The sequence below is a fragment of the Ketobacter sp. genome, from assembly GCF_003671495.1.
Classification (GTDB): domain Bacteria; phylum Pseudomonadota; class Gammaproteobacteria; order Pseudomonadales; family Ketobacteraceae; genus Ketobacter.
The window spans coordinates 252,607-270,377 of the sequence record NZ_RCHN01000006.1; the positions used below are offsets into that span (position 1 = coordinate 252,607).

Below are 17,771 nucleotides of genomic sequence, written 5' to 3' on the forward strand. Positions count from 1 at the left end.
ATGTCTAAATATAAACCTGGAGAAACATCGAAGAATGTACTCGATAAAAAGAATGAAATAACCAAATCATTATTGATTAAATCCAAATTGCTTGATCAGATACTAAGTCGCGAGGACATCCCTGATAGCTTAAAGATAAAGGGAAATTCTGTTTCCCAAGCTGCGGTTCACAAATGGCATGATGACAAACTTGGGGTAACAGCCTACTCCCGCAATTCAGCACATGCAAAACACAACAGCCATGCTCTTAAAGCTCTTTTAAAATCAATCAATAACATCAATAAACGAATCAAATCCAACAAAGCAACCGGAATAAACGCCCATAGTTATACGCTTTCTAATTCTGCTAACAGCTATGAGAATACACTGCGCAAAGAAAATGAAATGCTTCGGGTTGCATTATCAGAAGTATATCGGGCCTATATGCAACTATTAGATTACCACCGTGAAGACAGAAAAATAGATGAGGCTTATCAAAAATTGATATTGAGCCAGGCCAACATACTTGGCAGACATAGAGTAAGAGAAGTTAAATAATGTCAACGGTGGTTATAGCAAAGAATCCAATACTTGATTTTCTGCTAACCAGCAGTAGAAAACATGAAAAGAATAACTGTCCACTTCCTATTATTCTCAAAAATAATGGAAACATAGATTGGAATGCCAATTCATTTCTTACGGAATACGGCGGCGGCCCCCAAGTCTATAACATCAAACCTCTGGCACCCACCCTTGTTAAAAAAGCATACAGCCTTAACATTTTCTGCACATATCTCGAACAAAACAACATAGAGGTTCATCAGATTGATGACAGCTCGCTATATGGCTTCGTCGACAACTTAAAAGATAGAGGAATTAACGATCAGACAATAATTTCACATGGACGGGTAGCACTACAGTACATCACTCATTTAAGCAAACTAAACCCAGAGTGGAAGTTAGCAACTAATAGTCAAGATACGACGGGTGACTTCAAGGTAAACTACTCACTCGCATCAATAAGAAAAAACGGACGAGAAATTCAGTATTTGAAACATAGGTCACTTAATGGCCTTATTCATATTAGTGCTGAATCCGAGTACATTCGAGATTACGAATTGGTTATGTGGCTCGACGCGATTAATTGTTCAACCTATCATCCACAAATTGATGACTTCCTGCTTAGTAGATGGCAAGCTCTAACCACATTACTAGATATTACAGGATCTAGAATCAGTGAAGTCCATCAGATTACAAGAACAATGATTATAGATTCATCAAAAAACATGATGAACACCGACCAATCACCAATTATTCGTAACATACCTATTTTGAAAGGTAAATATAAAGGAAAAACCCGGCAAGTCACCACGAACAATGAAGATATTCAAATCATCCTTTGGCACATCAAAATGGTTGAGAAGATGTTTCCTAATATTGACCACGACGCCATATTCGTTGACGGTAAAAATGGATCCCCCCTAAAAGCGTCCTATTTAAAAAACTATGCAAAAAAAGTCATCAATAACAGCAAGTATTGTCGAGAACTTAGGCACCTTTGCAATCACTCTTTCCGGCATAGATTTATCACATTAAATATAGCTAAGGCCATCCAGGACATCGCTGCATCTGGAAGCTTCACAAATATCTTCACCGTTGCTTCGAATGCGTGCCGAAAAATAACTATGCACGCATCCAATCAAACCTTATCCCAATACATACACCTAGCCACCGAATATAATAATCACCACCTACCAGAGAAGGATATTAGCGAAATCTCAACTAAAACCAAAATACAAATAAGTAAAATGAAATCGGTCGAGGCGCTATTACATGCAGAAAAAATTAGTGGAGATAAAGCGCTCAAGTTACTTTTAACAATTCTTCAGGAATTGAGGGCAACTTGATATGTTGATCGAGCATTTAAGCAATATGTCCCACTTAGGCTAAGGTCAATTAAATCACTAGATATAGTAGGTAGCTAAGCCACAGAATGCATCATAAAACAGATAGAAAAAACAGGACAATTCATTCTGCAATGAACGATACTTAAGGAAAAGGCGTTATTTGTTTTTCCATAGATTTGAGAATCACATCAACTCCAACGTGGGGATCAACACCTAGCGCTTCGCAATATTCAATAAATTCAAAGACTTCTAGTTTTCTAGTTCCATCTTCAATTTTACCGACAATAGAATGCGATACATCAAGCTTTTCAGCCAATGTCCGGATGGAATACCCCGAATCAAGCCGCCTTGCCTTTAGCCAAGCCCGCAAGATAGAGTAATTGTTGGAGTTTCTCGAGTATCTCATTGTCTCGATTGTAGAGACGAGCTACAATGTCTCGAAATTCGAGACATTGACAGAGTTAAATGGAAATATACTTCCATTCCTTAAGATAGGCGCACATGTTTCAAACATCCAAAAGTATGCGGATAGATATGCCATCAGAGCTCGCAATCCAAGATTGTCAACATTGGCATACTATTACGCAGACTATGCAAATCAGACTATTCCATGCCCGCTTTCAGGATAAGATGACTTCCTTTGAGAAAGTGGTCTGGACAAGTGACCTTAGAGTTTTAGAAGAGTTATATGTAGGCATCAACGTCCGGGTTATAGAAGTGAACCTATTCAGCCCTCCCTGCCTGAATGGATCTACTGTCTGGCAGTTTGATCTCTTAGAACGAGTTGTGAGTTTGATAAGAGTAACTGACGAATCCGAGGCATTAGTTGGCTATGAATATCAGCTTTGCTCTGGAGTTATATTTTACGATCAATTTGATGGCCGCTATGATCGTTCCGACTCGAGCCTAGTCAGGCATGATTTTGTGCTCTCTAAGGAACAGGTGGCCGGTGTTGAAACTTCTACCTAATTCCCTGACACATGAAATCAGCATGATAATACGAATATTGCACAATATCATATTGAATGTTATCGAGCAGATTTAATGTTATTCATAGTGTCTCTACCATAATTTCGAACACGCTGCTCACCGTGCTAAATAGTGCTGTTGGAAATTCTCGGCTCTACTGCTTATGTGGTACCTAAGTCCTAAGTCAAAGCCTTGGTTGGATCAATCAATTGCCTCTCTTCTGCAGCGCCTTACAAGTATTTCCGGGTTAGTTGTTAGGGCTTGCATATGGTGTTTACCTTGGGAATTAATAAATTGGTACTGAATGGTAGGTTGGTATGGCACCTACCATTTGTACCATAAATTCGCGTAAGCTGCTTACACAGAAGCATGTTAGACAGGATAAATGGATAGATTTGGGACTAGATAAAAGTGACTTGCTGCTCTCAAGTCTCAAGGCAATTTGCTCTTATCGCTGGCCACCTCTGGCGCACCGCAGATCCCATTACATGTTTTACGACAGGGGGGACTCATACCCGGTCGACGGTAATTTTAAAATTATCTGTCGTGCAGGTCAATTTTCGATCGCAAGTTCGCGCGTTGCGCTCGTGTAACGACTAGAGTTTGGCCAATACTGCCTCTCTCAAAAGCCCGTCGTTCTCAAGAAGTTGGGCAATATTCCTGGCATCATCCACACCTGAGTGATGCCGCCCCAAAAACTCAAGGCCGGATAGCTGGACTGCCCGTGCGAGTCCAACCCTATGGCCACGCTTCCTGGCGAATAGCTGCTTCATATTGATATGCTGAAGCGGCTCCAGGGGGCTCTGCAGTTCTTTGAGTCTTGTCTCTGAGCTGAAATGACGCTGATCAAATTTCCCCCAACTCCCCCAGATTCTAACGTCGTAGTCAGCCATCCAACATTCCAGTAATTGAATAGCCTCCTTCAATGGTGGTGCCTGATCTACATCCTGCTGCTGGATACCAGTCAGATCTTTACAGAATGGTGTCAATGCTTGGTGCCACTGCGGAAGCACGTATATTTGTCGCCTTCCCAACAGCTCAAAGGAATCTAACCTCAACTTTCCAACCACGGCACCGATCTCAATGATCTCCATATCCTCACTTGGCAAGGGAGGCTGATCGTTGCAGGTGCACTCAAGGTCGAGCAATAGTAAATTGATGCCTGATTTCATTCTTACGGAGTTTACCTGAGAATATGCATGTAATTATAGCTACCAATACTTCGTATTTTACCTTGGTATATATGTGAGTCACACATGAAACAGCTAACGGATTTTGGCGACGAGCGTACATTACAATACTGCGCATTTTGTGGCGGTGAGACCGGTACAAGGGATCACTGTCCGTCAAAGGTGTTTCTTGACAAGCCTTTTCCAGAAAATCTACCTGTGGTATCAGCTTGTCTTGCTTGTAATAGCAGCTTTTCGATTGATGAAGAATATTTGGCCTGCCTCATCGCTTGTGTTCAGGCTGGGTCCACAGATCCTGAAAAGATTACCAGGGAAAGGATTGCGAAAACTCTTAAACGGCAGGGTTCTTTGCGGACCAGAATAGATGCATCCATATCGATTATTGATGGAAATACAGTATTTGAACCTGAGTGGGATCGCGTCAAATCGGTATTAATCAAACTGGCCCAAGGGCATGCGCTTTATGAGCTGCATGAACTTGTTTCCTTTGAACCTGATGACATTTGGTTCTTCCCACTTCATGTATTAACTGAAGTGCAGCGTTCTAACTTTGAAAGTGTTACCACTTTTGACATGTGGCCAGAAGTTGGCAGCCGGGCAATGCAACGTATGATTTCCGGTCAGGATATTAACCATGCTGGATGGATAATAGTTCAGCCAAACACCTATAGATATGTTACATCATCGAGTGGAGCAGAAATCGAAGTAAAAATTGCGATAAGTGAATATCTTGGCTGTATAGTAAAATGGTTCCCTTGATTTAAACCTCTCGAATGATCCTGGTTGTAATCATCGCAGTTAGTTGATCTTGCAAAGTTGTTGGAACTGACCCCCCAGTAATCATCACACCAGCTTCCATATTCTTGTCCATCGCATGGCCGGTTAGGTTCGCACTGGATACAAAGCACTTCTTGCGATCCGCAACCGCAGCTTTTGCATGTACTCTGGCATCAACGAAGTCATCTTTTTTTTCGTTCCAGCAATAGAGTGTAACATCAGGTAAATCTGCTTTTATTTTCCCTATTGCATCAACCGATATAGACCCCCCATGCTGATCAGAGGATTCGAGCAACATAGATACGGACACCTTTCGGTTTATCGCAGCTTCGATTGCCCTGAAAATCAGGGGGACTTTGTAAATAACGAAACTGACTATAAAGAGGCTGTCTTCAGCTGAATCAATGACCTCAAGTAAGGCTTGTTCGGTTTGCCGGGTTGACACAATCGGTGTCCTGGGCCCGGACCAAATCAATTCAGCCGTAACGTCCTGCTTAGCCTTTAGATAGGCACAACTCGCTCCTCGTAGCATTCCGGCCAATTCCAATGCCGACACTGGAGATCGTTTCCAGGCGTCGAAAAGCTTCTCCACTAACTGTCGAATCACAGGCGTGCTTATGTTGCGAACGGAAATGCTGTAAAAATCATTTGATGTAATCTTGGATATATCCGTTGCAATAACATCAAGCCTCTCCGGTGAGACGTTAGAAGCAAGATCAGTAACTGCATCCATCAGTTGGTTCATCAAATTAATCACCAAAGAAAGCTGCGTTAGTGTTTTCTAAAGTTGGAACCAGAAGAGTTCGGTCGAGATACCGATTTCCACGCTCGCAGGATGTTTCTGCAACAAAGGAACACGCATGGCAAGCGGCAGCGTGTAGTGATTGGTCCTTTCCAGGATGGTGTTCGGAGCACAAGGGGTCTGATGAGCATATCCTGGCTCGGTTTAGAGCTTGGTTCAGCAGACGACCCAGGTTTTCCGGTTTGCCCAGGTCTACCAGACCACCCAAAGTACCGTCAGAGTCTGCCGCAGCGGTGTATATTAGAACTCCGGCTTGTGGATCGCTACTGCTCGTATCCGCATAAATGCGCTCCCGAATACTTGCTGCGTTATACCCACACTCCAATGCCAATTCACGAATCAGAAGATGAGCCAACGTATGGAGCATTGCGTACCTGACACCAGGAAACTCTTCGTCCGGCTCCAATCTTCGAGCATTACGCCATCCCCTGTGCCCCTCGAAAAGCTTGGCTTCGATTTCTTTTACGGATTGTAGAGCTTCCCACTTAACTAAAGATTCCTCGTCAAAGCGAATAAAGATTCCTTCACCATGAACTTGGCTCGCAGGCACCCAGTCTGGGGGCGTGCGACTCAGATTCGCCATTCCCGGGCCACCGACGGCCCCAGCCCCACCTTCCTGCGCTTCTACCCGAGTGAAACCAATCAGTGCATTTACTTCACGAAGTCTCTCCAGCTGTAGCACGCTCGTGATCTGAACTTCAAATCCCTGGGGTATTTCGACTCGCCGACTTAAAAAGTGAGGCCAGTCAGTGGGGGGATTCGGGTGGGTCAGAACTTCCCATTCCGGGCCTTTGATATCAGACTCCGAAACCACGTCTGTTGCGGCACCAGACCGATAGGCCTCAATTGCTTCCCAAATAGACTTTGGATCATGTTTATCGATACCCGGCAAGGCACCCGTCTTTTTAAGAGTTTTGACTGTAATAGCGACTTCAGCTTCGGACGCTAGGTCTTCAAAATAGTCCCACCCGTCCTGGACCATTTGAGAGATTGGGTTTCGCGAGAGAGGAATGGCCAAAGCAGATAGCGTAACGGGAAACCATGAATTGGTTGCACCAAGCAAAACAGCTCGCGCTTCTTCCTGGCAGTTATCTTCAAAAACGTCTAGATGAGGGTGCCTGCCTCTACAAGCTGGAAGATTCTCTCTTCCAGCCTGGCCAAACGCATGGGCCATATTTCTAGACGCACCACACGCATCACATTTCACCCAGAGGTTTTCGGTTTGCAAGGATGCACCACTCTCGAAGAAGCGCAGTGTCCCTTTACAATCTGAAGGGCCATTATGAACGAAGTAATGCCATGGAAAGTCATCCAAATGTCCATTTCGGCAAGCCAAAAGGAAACGAGCTGGGACGGCATCGGCATCCTTCGCCGGTTGATCTCCTTTTGAACCTTTACAGGCCTTGTGAACGAATCGAGTTTGCTCAGGTCGATAACGGTTTTCCTTTATTTCGAAGAGACCGACATCGTATTCCGACAGTAATCCACATTTCACACAACGTAACCACCTCGGGAACGGCCGTACTGGCACACCTATATGGGCTTCAGCCGACCACACATCGACTTGTTCACTTTTATGAAACGGAGGCATCCGCAGCGTATCGACTTGTGGGCCTAATACTCTTCTAACCGCAGCCAATAGCCTTGCCTCTTCGATAGGCGGGCATCGATCTTTCTCCCACTGATTGATTCCCATCGTCACTACCGAAAGGTTGGGTAAATCAACCAATGCACCTGGACCATAGGTCCAGAGGAGTTGGCTCGGTCTTACTTCTCCAACTGGAGATTTCTCATTCATATTCAGATCTCAAACAATAAGGTCTTCTATCTTTCTATCGGAAACAATCTTGAGTATGTGCTTCGCTCTCGAACAGGCGACATACAAGTCGGAATTTCCAAAGTGCTCGACAGAGCCGGGCTCGACGATATCCACGAGTATAACGATATCGGCTTCCAAACCTTTGAAGGAGCGAATCGTAGAAAACAAAATTCCTTCGCCATGTCGCCACTCGGAAGTATCGAAAGTCAGTTTTTGCTCTCCAATCTTGCTTAATCCGTTCAAGCAAGAATTTTTGAACCGATTAGGAGAAAGGATCACAACCTGGGAGCAAGAAATCTTGTCTACAGCGATCCACTGTTTGACCATGGAATCAATAGCGGGAGGAATCTTGTGTTTTTTCTCGGTGATGAACTCCGTAGACACACCTTCCGGGGCCAATGGATGTGTCGCTATTTCCCTTTTTAGAATCTTCGAACAGGTTCCCGATATGGCTTTAGTGTTTCGGCAGTTGGTTGGCAAGCGAAATGGTTCGCCCATTGCCGGCACGAAGACTTTTCCATCGTTATAGAGATTCTGTGCGGGATCATAGAAGACATACAGAAAACCATTCTCTTTGGCTTCATTCAATTGCTCCAGAGGCTCCCACCAATCCGGATAGAAATCTTGAGCCTCATCCACGACGACTGCATCGTATTGCTCCTGAATGAATTCGAGGGCATCCAATAGTAAATATGCCGCTTCCTCTTTCCAGAAATGCTCACTATTTCGTTCAGGAGGGTTGAAGCCAATGCCCGCTCTTCTACATAACTGTGCACACAGCGCATGGAAGTGATGTACATGAACCAAATCGTCTAACTCACCAGGTAGCTCTTGCTTCAGCCAGTTCGCCAGTTCCTTGTTGAAACAGACGAAAAGTGTTTTCATGCCTTTTTCAGCAAAGGTTTCTGCTTGGCGTTTGGCAAGCATCGTTTTTCCCGATCCCGCAACGCCTTCGATTGCTACCCGCTTATTGTCTCCCAAAAATGCAAGCAACCTGATCTGCTCGTCAGTGAGTCGGATCAATCTTTCCTCTTGCTCTTCAATGGTTCGGAAAAGAACTGGCAGAATATTGAACGCTGGCAAAATAGCTCGTTGGACTTTGCCGAGCTCTTCTTTAGAAAAGGCGTAGGGTGTGGCTGTTCTGGCCCACTGCCGAAGGGCACGAGCCACCTTGTCCGCGATGCTGCTCAAATCATTGGAAGAGAGTGTAATGGCAGCATCTGCGCCTGGTGGGAGCGCACCGCTATAAATACAATCTGGAAAGATAACGGCATAGCCGTGAGAAAAAGGAGGAGAATTTCCTCCGTATACTCGATTGCTGACCAAACCCACTATCTGATGCGAGTTTCGTCTGGCCTGTTCGAAAGGGTCCTTTATAGGCTTGGAAAAACTCCCAATCTCACGAAACCAACCTCTGTTATCAGCATCGTATTTGATGGTTCCTCCTTTTACCTCGACAACCAAAATACCCATCTCTGGCCATACGATCAAAAAATCTGCTTCGCCTTCGATCAGAGTAACTTTTCCTGTTCGATCATTTCTGTCAGGTCGCAGCCAAGGGTAACTGTGCAAAACGAGCACATTGTTTGGCAACTGATCGACGAGCGCTCGCGCTACATCTCGTTCCGGTTTTAAATCGATTTCATCAACATCGATATTGGGTATCAATCTGGCCATCTGAACCGCCTAATCCTTTATTTCTTCAGCATGGAGTGTGATTGAGGCCCAATCACCGTCCGGCAAATCGAATGAAACGTTGGCTTCCGGGTAACGTAGTTTCACACGAGTGGTTATGTTTCCATTTTCATCTTGTAATTCACTCCAACTCAATGTTCCCGCAAGTGTACCCTTCGGAAACTGTCCCTGTTGTACATCCGAAACGGACATCACCACGAACGTATTCTTTTCCGGCTTTTGATCTTTCGACTTGGCGATGGTCAGCTGCTTGGATTGTCCATCGACTTCGATTTCGACGACCGTTTCAGATTCATATTTGCCTTTTGCGATATCGGCCACCGAAACGAGTAACCCGGGAGCAGATGTCGGAGAATTGGTTCTTCTTCTAGAACTTCTCCCTGATCCTGCTGAATTTGCATCATCGTCGTCAGGGATAACGACCCTGGGAGTCCAATTTGGGCTGTCCGTAAACTTCCTTGCATTCATGACGAGACGGACACCGGGTTCCACCTCCCGCATGGACATCGGCACGGTGAAATCATCCCACGCTTGAACACCGGGCGCCTTGATGAGGGCGACCATGGTGTCCTTATTGGGTCCTTTCTTTTCATAACCCAGCAAGCGTCCGCCTTTTCTTACTTGTTTTGCCCATTCGTCTATACGCGCTTTCAATTCCAATTTTGCCAAGGCTTCGATATCCGAACGATCCGTGACGCTCCATGCTCGCTTGGTCAGAATATCCATGGCCGTCTTCGCCTCTGGCTTCTCCACCTTGTCCATCGACATAGCACCCGTATTCGGGTTGAACGGTTCGTTTTCCAAACGCATGAGGCTCAACATCGTACCGGTGAGCCCACGGTCGATTGCCCGCGGCGAGAAGGGTGTAACCGATTGTGCTTCTACGTGTTTGTAGAAGGTTGCGTGGTAATGTTCGAAAGTTTCGTAATGCGATAGGTCTCGGGGACGAGCCCAAGTAAGAACCGTGCACACCAAACCAGGGAATTGTCGACCGACGCGGCTAGTGGCCTGGATATATTCAGCCGTACCTTTGGGCTGCCCATTGACGGCCATCAGCCCCAATCGATTTACGTCGACACCCACCGACAACATATTCGTAGCCAGCACCACATCAATGGCTCGAATGTCGCCTTCTTGCCAGTCGGTCACGTATTTCCCTGTAGGAGCATCAAATCTAGCTTTAAAAGGCACTTCCAGCTGATCAAGATTCTTAGGGATATCACGATTGGAGATTCGTGAGGTCAGCTCTTTGATATTCTGAACACTACGTTGAGCCAGCCCGGGGCGGTCGACCAAGCTCATCTGTACGCGGTAGGAACGGGTCTGCACGTCATCCTCCGCTAATCGTTTCATTCCGCCCAGCTCTCGGAGTGAGTTGAAGTAACCCACGGTCGTCATGTAAGGATCGGCTGCCGGTCCGAAACGGTCGAACAATCCCTGCGATGCGGTCAGGAATGCGGTATAGACCCGAATGAGCATGGCGGGGCGCGAACTACCCGGCGAACAGACACCAAGGTATCGTCGCCCAGGATGTTCTTGAATTGGACGTTGGACGGAGAAAAAGTTGTCCTCTACATCCAAACCGTGGGGTGGAAAGACGGAAACCTTGCGCATGAAGACGCCATTGACCTGTTCTGCCGCTTTGCGCACCGTTGCAGTTGAGGCGATGATTTTTGGTTTGACCGGCTTGCCATCCAACTCCCAGGATGAAAGCTCATCCACAGCCGTCTCATACAAACCAACCATGGTACCCAAGGGCCCACTGATGAGATGGAATTCGTCCTGAATAATCAAATCGGGTGGGCGGATAGGCATGATCTGCCGCACCTTGGTCGGAGCTAACCCTTTCAACGCACGATGGTTACCTTCGCACTCTGCACCGGGCCACAATAGACCATGACGTGGGCATTCCTTATTGGCTCGACCAAATAGCGTTCTTACCTGGCCGCGCCAGGCCATCATCGCGAATTTGTCGACCGTCGCGATCATCATCGTTGGTGGGCGATGGTAGATTTCCTCGTCGACTACTTTCACCGGGATGCCAGGGTGTGGCAAATTTGAAGTCTTGCCGCGCGAGAACTCGCAGTGGCTCTTTTTATCGCCACAATAGATGATGGTTTGCCCCACCAGTTTGTTTACTTCGATATCTCGACCGGGCGCAACCTCACCTCCGCACCAAGGGCAACTGGTAAGTTGAGCAGGCGAAGTACTGCCAGCATCCCACTTGTCCGGGTCACGGATATCTTGAATGGCCCGATGGCTATCGTCAGTCGTGCCTGGAGTAACCTTGTTACCCACCCACAGTCCGATGGTAAACGGTTCCTTACCCAGGGACTCGTCACCTTTGGCTAGCGCCTCCCGTCTTAAAACTTCCATTGCGCAAATCAGTGTCGTGGCACGCTGGAACTGCTGCAACGTCAGCAACCTCAGCGTATAGCGCATGATCACGGACAGCCCGCGAGAGCTATCGTATCCACCCAAGTTTCCCTGCAACCTCCGTATGAACATGGTAAATGCGGCAACGCCTAGATACGCTTCGGTCTTACCACCACCGGTGGGGAACCACAGCAAATCGGCGTAGGCTTCTATAGGTTTAGTGCGATCCTTGTGATTCGGATCGGCCAACGAGGGAATCGACAACAGCATGAAAGCCAGCTGAAAAGGTCGCCAAGAACGATTCTTTCGTTCTTGAAATTCCGACAACGTCTTGGATTGATTTCTGCGTTGAGAGAGTGCGTACAAGCTACGAATACGTTGATTCGCCATCGCCAGGTTTGCCGTACGGAAGGCTCTCAACGCGTTGTCATTTTCCGCGAGCACCTGAACGCCTTCAACCAAACGCTGGTGAATATCGGTACATTTATTCAGTGCTTCTTTGGCTTCCTGATCATGACCGGCGACATCCTTCCCGATACGATCACGCTGCTCATCAATCCAAGCGTGATAATCGTCTGTTAATATCGACAAGGCTGAAACAAGTTCCTCTTTCGGCAGCTCGGCCAATACTTCCATGTCCAAGTAGCCTTTCTTGACCATTTCGCACATAGCCAAGCGATCAGGACTATGGCTGTTGTTTTCTGGCCAATACTCGTTCCTGCTACCGGGAATATCGGTAATCGGCACCTCGTATTGCGGCATGATGGTAGTGCGAACCTCGGTCGCATATTCGACAGTTTTTGTATCGCGCACCGCGTGTACGGCCACACCGTGCCCAACCGCAAACTCCACCTTTTTACGGTAGACCATTTCTAGGGCTTTACGCTCATGGTCATCAGAATCATCGAGTGCCAAAGGCCTGCGACGGAAGATTGCCTTGCCTGTCGAATCTTCGGCAGCACGAATTCGTATCTCGGGCTGGAACAACCATTTAGTGTCTTTGTTTGCCTCCTTCTCTTCCACCTCTTGAGAATTAACGAGAAAGAGCGTAATCAAACGATCGCCATCGGCGTTTTTAGCCCTGATGCTTCCTTGAATTCGAACTTCAGGATGCTCCTTGTCGGGAGCTTGGTGGGGGACGACCCCTTCCTTCATCGGCAAAGTAATACGGCCACCACAGGGGAGACGTTTCCAAACCTTGGGTTTCACCTCGGCTTCGAATGAGAATAGCTCATCACCCGCCGCATTTTTCGTGCCCAGTGATACACTGTTGACCCGTTCTAGTCCTTTCTTTTCCTGATACGCTTCGATTTCCTGCTTGGTCATCTTGCGTTTTATGGGCTTGGTATACTCATGGTCATAGAGCCGCTCATAGCGACCCCATAGGGCCTCCACTTCAATGGCCTCGACATCCCCGCTTACACAGAACGTGATGCCCATGCTGGAAGGAATCAAAGACTGATTACTGGCAGCATCGATCTCATCTGCACTATCAGACTCAGCCTCGACCTTGCCCGTAGTGGAGTTGAATTCTGCTCCCGGTTCATGGCTCAATCGATTTGGCGCGTTCTTATCATGAGTATCAATGGACTCATCTGGTTCTTCGCCTTCCTCATTGGCAAGAGGGCCTTCTAACCCTTCAATCGAGCCGTCTTTCCTGCTGTCGCGGGGGGCCAGCTTTCCTACCAAATAGCGGTCACGAACGCTCATATCGACGATTTCTTCGTAGGGTCCGTTAGCTGGTCCCAAAAGGTCGTCTACTACCGCAAGTTGCAACAATTCTCTTATGTAAGCCTGATCATTGATCAATGGCACCTCGGCAATGGTCTTTGCCGAAAGTTTGGGCAGGCTCTCAAGAAAATCAGTCCACTGAATTCTGGATATCCGGCCGCTTGGTGCAGACAATGGTGTTCCAAATAAAGATGTAGGAGCATCAAATGACAGGTATTTATCGAAATAGACGGTGGTGCTGTCGAGAGATGAACGGATTCTGTAAACCCGACCTACACCAATGGCTTCAGCAGAATCGTTTAGAGCCAAGATCCAATCGTTTTCACGAATGGCCTGATATTTCGTGACTTCACCAGGAAGAGAGAGGGAATAGAGCTTGAAAGGCAAGCCTAATGAGGTTTTTGACCTAACTGCGACCCACGCATTGTCTGTCTTCATACTATTGTTCATTCGTCTTCCTGTCCGAAGATATCCATTTGCGGTGTTGAGCCTATCTCCAACGCAGAAAACCTAGATTGTCGCTTCTCACTCCGTCTGATTGAAGCTTCATTCTCAGACCTAAACTTATTTGAAATTTCCTTTTCATGCCTTTCCTTGTTCAGCAGTGCCAAACGATTAAGCAGCTCTTCACGAGCAGATTCACTAATCGTGAACCGGGTGTTCTTCCCTTCTGGCAGGTAGCTGACATGATGAAATCCGTGTGACAAATTGATATCGTTCCATCCATAAGCTTGCAACACACTTTTATCCATTAATACAATATGCGAGCGCACATTTTCCACTAGGACATGAGTTTTGCTGGCATCATTTACTAGGTTATAGAGCTGTGTTGACCCAACAGACAAGCCCTTCATTGATTCAGATCTAGCGTTGTCATAATCCTTACCGGCGCTGTGGAGTAGTGATTTTTGTTCTTTTTCATCTGGCAAAGGGAAGGTATCTAGCGAACGTGAACTAGAATAGTTAATGGTTGTTGAACCAAGTTGACCAGACATCCATCTAGCCCAAATATCGTGGATAGAAGACTGCAGAACTGCAAACATTGAAAACGAACTATCAAAAATAATCTTTAGCTTGTGGTTATAAACAGCATTTGACGGAACAAATCGGAAGACAATATATTTTGCAACGATTGGTAATGCCAAGGCTGATTCGCTTTCTTTAAGAAAGGACCTCAAACTTGGCCTCATATCCCAATACTTCCAAAAGCAAGACTGATGTATTTGACCTTTTTGTTCGCTCCTAAAAGGTTCAACCAACTCCTCAACCCGTTGAAAACAGGCAATATAATGTCGCGCCTCGGCTTCAGTTCTATTTTCGAAATCAATAATCCAACGTTTCGGACTGATCTCCTCTAGCTCAAGGAGATCATCGCCATTATAGTAAGGGTAAATCACTTCTTCCGACTTAGGATCAGCACTCACAATGGTGGCTCTTTCAGATTCGTTCAAAATAAATCCTTCGCCCATAATAGAATACCCTTGAGAATTTATTCCTTTCATGGACTTGAGCTTAGTCACTTTTGTGTTATCTAAAGGATCCAATCCACCAGATATATATCGAACTTCTTTTCCGTCTAATATTTGCGCAGCCTTCCATTCTAATTTGCTAATAAATATCAAACTCACCACTACATTGGCCTTTCCGGGCCACTGGAAGTCTCTGGCAGCATTAAAAATAACTCCTCCATTCGATACGACCTGATCTAGCCCTACTATTCGGTTTCCGGTATCCCTAACGGAATTCGATGTAATCAGTCCAATTGATCCAGTCGTATTGACAACAGAAAAAGATCGCAAAATGAAAAACACGCAGATATCTGGCGATCCTTTCTTACCGTTTCTTAATATATCCAAATAATTAAAATAAGCCTTGCCAAAATGTTTTCCAATTAATCGCCCACCCATGTAAGGTGGATTTCCAACTACAGCATCGAATCCACCCTTATTACCGCAAAAGACTTCCGGAAACTGCAAGCACAAATGAAATGGCTTTCGTCTATATTTCCCTGTCTGAATATCAGTGTTCAGCCCAATATCTGCTTGAGCCCTTAGCAAGGTACTTCCTTCAAAGTCTCCTTCGAATGTTTTGCCAGCAACAATCGAGAGCAATGCTGTATCAACCTTTCCGCCATTGGCTTTCAGTATTTCACCAACTAACGCATCTGCAACTAAATCTGGAAGCTCCAGCTTCTCACGAGCTTTTTGATCCAAATGAGCCATTATCTCTACATCATGAATATCCAAGATCGGCCGCTTGCGTAACTCCAGACGGAGTTCTATGGCTTCCTTGACTGCCTCCTCAATTTTTTGTGCAAAGAGCTTCTTTTCGCTACCTTTGCCAACGTTCATATCCAGATAATACAGTTGCTCCAGATCAGTAATCCCAAGCAAGCTATCTCCATGGCGAAGGTTGTGATCCAGGAAGCCAAAGGGGCGACCTTTCGCCAGGGTAACCAACCAGATGGAAAGCTTCGCCAACTCGACAGCGAGTGGATTGATATCGACCCCATACAGGCAGCGCTCACTAATCAGGCGTCGCGCATTTACCGAGCGCTCTTCTGCATCGCCAGTCATTGGTTCTTGATTGGAAATGTTATCTACGACGATTCCTTCGCCCGTGATGAACTTGTTTTGGGATTCGGCCTGAGCCCAGGCCTCCAACAACCTCTCCGATAACCAGCGGCATACCTGAACCAGAAAAGCCCCTGATCCCATGGCAAGATCGCAGATTTTAAGATCCAGCAGCTCTTCCGGAGTCTTCAGTTTCCAATCCTTGCGTTCGGTACCTTCGGCGGGGCCCACATAGACGATCGGTTCCAGCGTCCCCTTGACGATGGATTCCGTCAGGGATTTAGGCGTGTAGTGGGTGCCTGTTTCCCGGCGATCGGAACCCGTTGCCACCATGAAAGCACCCTTGGGGTATATCAGCGGGTAACCCCAGGGGTCGATACGTAGAAAATGATAGTAGGGGGCCAACCTATCTCGCAGGGCTTGGTCGCCCAGGCAAACGACTAACAGCTTTTCTTTGTGGGCATCGCTAACGACTTTGTTGAGATCATTATTGATGCGAGTCGTCGAGCTGCCCGTTCGCTCTACCAGAAGTGCTTTTACAGCCTTCTCGCCACTCAGCCGTGCATCTTCCAATTCACCCCAGGTGACCCAGGGTTTCTTTGATTTCTTGGTAGCTTCCAATTCCAGCGTGACGTCCTTGGCACGGACTACCGTTCGCTCCAACAAACCTTCATAGACGTAGCCAATTTGCTCTACATCCAGTGCCCGATAGGACAGTGTCCTCCCCTGAAATAGTTGAATAGCATCTAGCAGTAACAGAACTGTGCGGTTGTCGATTGGTAACGGTTGCGCGGGATCGTAACGCCAGTTCGAATCTTTTGTGCGCCCTTCAAGAAAGGGGAATCGATCGGGGTCGAACAGAGAGCCCCCCAGCGCTGGCATGCGCAGCGTTTCGTGGTCCACGCCGCCATACACGGCGCGGAATATCGCCAGTAGGCGCGACCAAGCGTCACGGCGATGGGATAGGATTTCTTCCGAGTGCAAGCCTGCTTGCTCACGCAATTGCATTCGCAAGCTCGAGACGGCATAGTAGGCTTCGTAGCGTTCATCACCCAATAGCAACAAACCGCGCTCTTCGGCGCTCAACAAAAATACGAGACGCATCATCACCGTCAAACCTGCCTCATAGAGTTCGGCGGGTTCTACGTCTTTGAGTAACTCACGTTCACGATCCTGGTCTGCCTTGTCCAGTGCCTGAACCAGCACTTCCACTGCACGCCTGACTTGATCGCCAAGGGCATCGGTGACTTCATCCTGATGCTTGAGGGACTCATCCAGCAAGGCAGGTAATTGCTGGCTCGAATCCAGGAAAAAGCGGCGAATTCCCAATAGATTGATGAAGGCCTGTAACGTGACCGGTTCCTGCCCCCATAGGCGGGCATACCAACTGGCATAGGTAGTGACGCCGCCCTCGGGTGCATCGATCAGCATCCAGCGTTCACCGTTGGTGAGCAGCCCCAGTCGCACCTTCGTGGCTCGACAGAGTTGGAGCATTCTCTCCACTGGGCTCGCAGCCCATCCATCGGACTTGTTGACAGTCTCGAGATCAATGCCAGCAGGCAACGTTTTAATCAGCAAGCTAGGCTGATGATCACTACCGGTGACTACGGCATAGTCCGGTTTAATCACGACGCCATGCTCTGGGGCTTCGAATGAGACTCCATCAATGCTGTTCGCCGGTTTCAGTACATCCTCATCGTCGTCTTCATCCAGCTCCAGACCTTGCTTGAGAACCAAATCGATCCAGGCCGCATGTAGCTCTGAAAACGAAGGATCGGCATCGTCTTGGGCTTCCCGCCACTCTTCATAAGCCTGGCGTAATAGCTTTTTCTTGGCTGGATTCAGTTCGTCCAGACCTTGAGGAAAGTGCGACTCCAGAACGGTCTCGGCGAGAAAGGGACCTGAGATTTCAAGGAGTGATAGCCATTCACCGTGAGTCTTCTTTTCGTACAT

11 protein-coding genes are annotated in these 17,771 nt (G+C 47.1%); 4 read left to right on the forward strand and 7 right to left on the reverse strand.

All coding sequences use genetic code 11. From position 1 onward, the window contains the following. Nucleotides 1-537, forward strand: coding sequence for a hypothetical protein (locus D9N14_RS02530; protein ID WP_290576522.1), 537 nt, complete (start codon nucleotides 1-3; stop codon nucleotides 535-537). Continuing rightward, complete coding sequence (locus tag D9N14_RS02535) at nucleotides 537-1,886, forward strand: hypothetical protein (protein ID WP_290576524.1); 1,350 nt, start codon at nucleotides 537-539, stop codon at nucleotides 1,884-1,886. The genes D9N14_RS02530 and D9N14_RS02535 overlap by 1 nt, the downstream gene beginning before the upstream one ends. A 142-nt stretch (nucleotides 1,887-2,028) precedes the next feature. Here the strand turns inward: D9N14_RS02535 and D9N14_RS02540 are convergent, their stop codons facing one another. Next, on the reverse strand, nucleotides 2,029-2,292 hold the full coding sequence (locus D9N14_RS02540) for a helix-turn-helix domain-containing protein (RefSeq protein WP_290576526.1): 264 nt from the start codon (nucleotides 2,290-2,292) through the stop codon (nucleotides 2,029-2,031). A gap of 95 nt (nucleotides 2,293-2,387) precedes the next feature. Between D9N14_RS02540 and D9N14_RS02545 the strand changes: the two genes are divergently transcribed. Then, complete coding sequence (locus D9N14_RS02545) at nucleotides 2,388-2,855, forward strand: hypothetical protein (protein WP_290576528.1); 468 nt, start codon at nucleotides 2,388-2,390, stop codon at nucleotides 2,853-2,855. Between the two features lie 596 nt (nucleotides 2,856-3,451). Here the strand turns inward: D9N14_RS02545 and D9N14_RS02550 are convergent. Continuing rightward, entirely contained in the window at nucleotides 3,452-4,027 is a 576-nt protein-coding gene (locus D9N14_RS02550) for a 3'-5' exonuclease (protein WP_290576530.1), read from the reverse strand. An 84-nt stretch (nucleotides 4,028-4,111) separates the two neighbouring features. Between D9N14_RS02550 and D9N14_RS02555 the strand changes: the two genes are divergently transcribed. Next, a complete protein-coding gene (locus D9N14_RS02555) occupies nucleotides 4,112-4,804 on the forward strand; it encodes a hypothetical protein (protein WP_220446083.1) in 693 nt (230 codons plus the stop codon). 1 nt (nucleotide 4,805) lies between these two features. Here D9N14_RS02555 and drmC read toward each other — a convergent pair whose 3' ends face one another. The 5 genes from drmC to D9N14_RS02580 are packed head-to-tail and all read right to left on the reverse strand — an operon-like array spanning nucleotide 4,806 to nucleotide 17,771. After that, nucleotides 4,806-5,567: a DISARM system phospholipase D-like protein DrmC gene (gene drmC, locus D9N14_RS02560; RefSeq protein WP_290576535.1), complete on the reverse strand. Its 762-nt coding sequence runs from the start codon at nucleotides 5,565-5,567 to the stop codon at nucleotides 4,806-4,808. Nucleotides 5,568-5,571: 4 nt separating this feature from the next. Next, nucleotides 5,572-7,422 carry a DUF1998 domain-containing protein gene (drmB, locus tag D9N14_RS02565; protein WP_290576537.1) on the reverse strand — a complete coding sequence of 617 codons (1,851 nt, stop codon included), beginning with the start codon at nucleotides 7,420-7,422 and terminating at the stop codon, nucleotides 5,572-5,574. A 9-nt stretch (nucleotides 7,423-7,431) separates the two neighbouring features. Further along, nucleotides 7,432-9,120 carry a nuclease-related domain-containing DEAD/DEAH box helicase gene (locus tag D9N14_RS02570; protein ID WP_290576539.1) on the reverse strand — a complete coding sequence of 563 codons (1,689 nt, stop codon included), beginning with the start codon at nucleotides 9,118-9,120 and terminating at the stop codon, nucleotides 7,432-7,434. Nucleotides 9,121-9,129: 9 nt separating this feature from the next. Beyond that, entirely contained in the window at nucleotides 9,130-13,695 is a 4,566-nt protein-coding gene (gene drmA / locus D9N14_RS02575; RefSeq protein WP_290576541.1) for a DISARM system helicase DrmA, read from the reverse strand. Beyond that, nucleotides 13,692-17,771: an Eco57I restriction-modification methylase domain-containing protein gene (locus D9N14_RS02580; protein WP_290576543.1), complete on the reverse strand. Its 4,080-nt coding sequence runs from the start codon at nucleotides 17,769-17,771 to the stop codon at nucleotides 13,692-13,694. Before D9N14_RS02580 ends, drmA begins: the two co-directional genes overlap by 4 nt.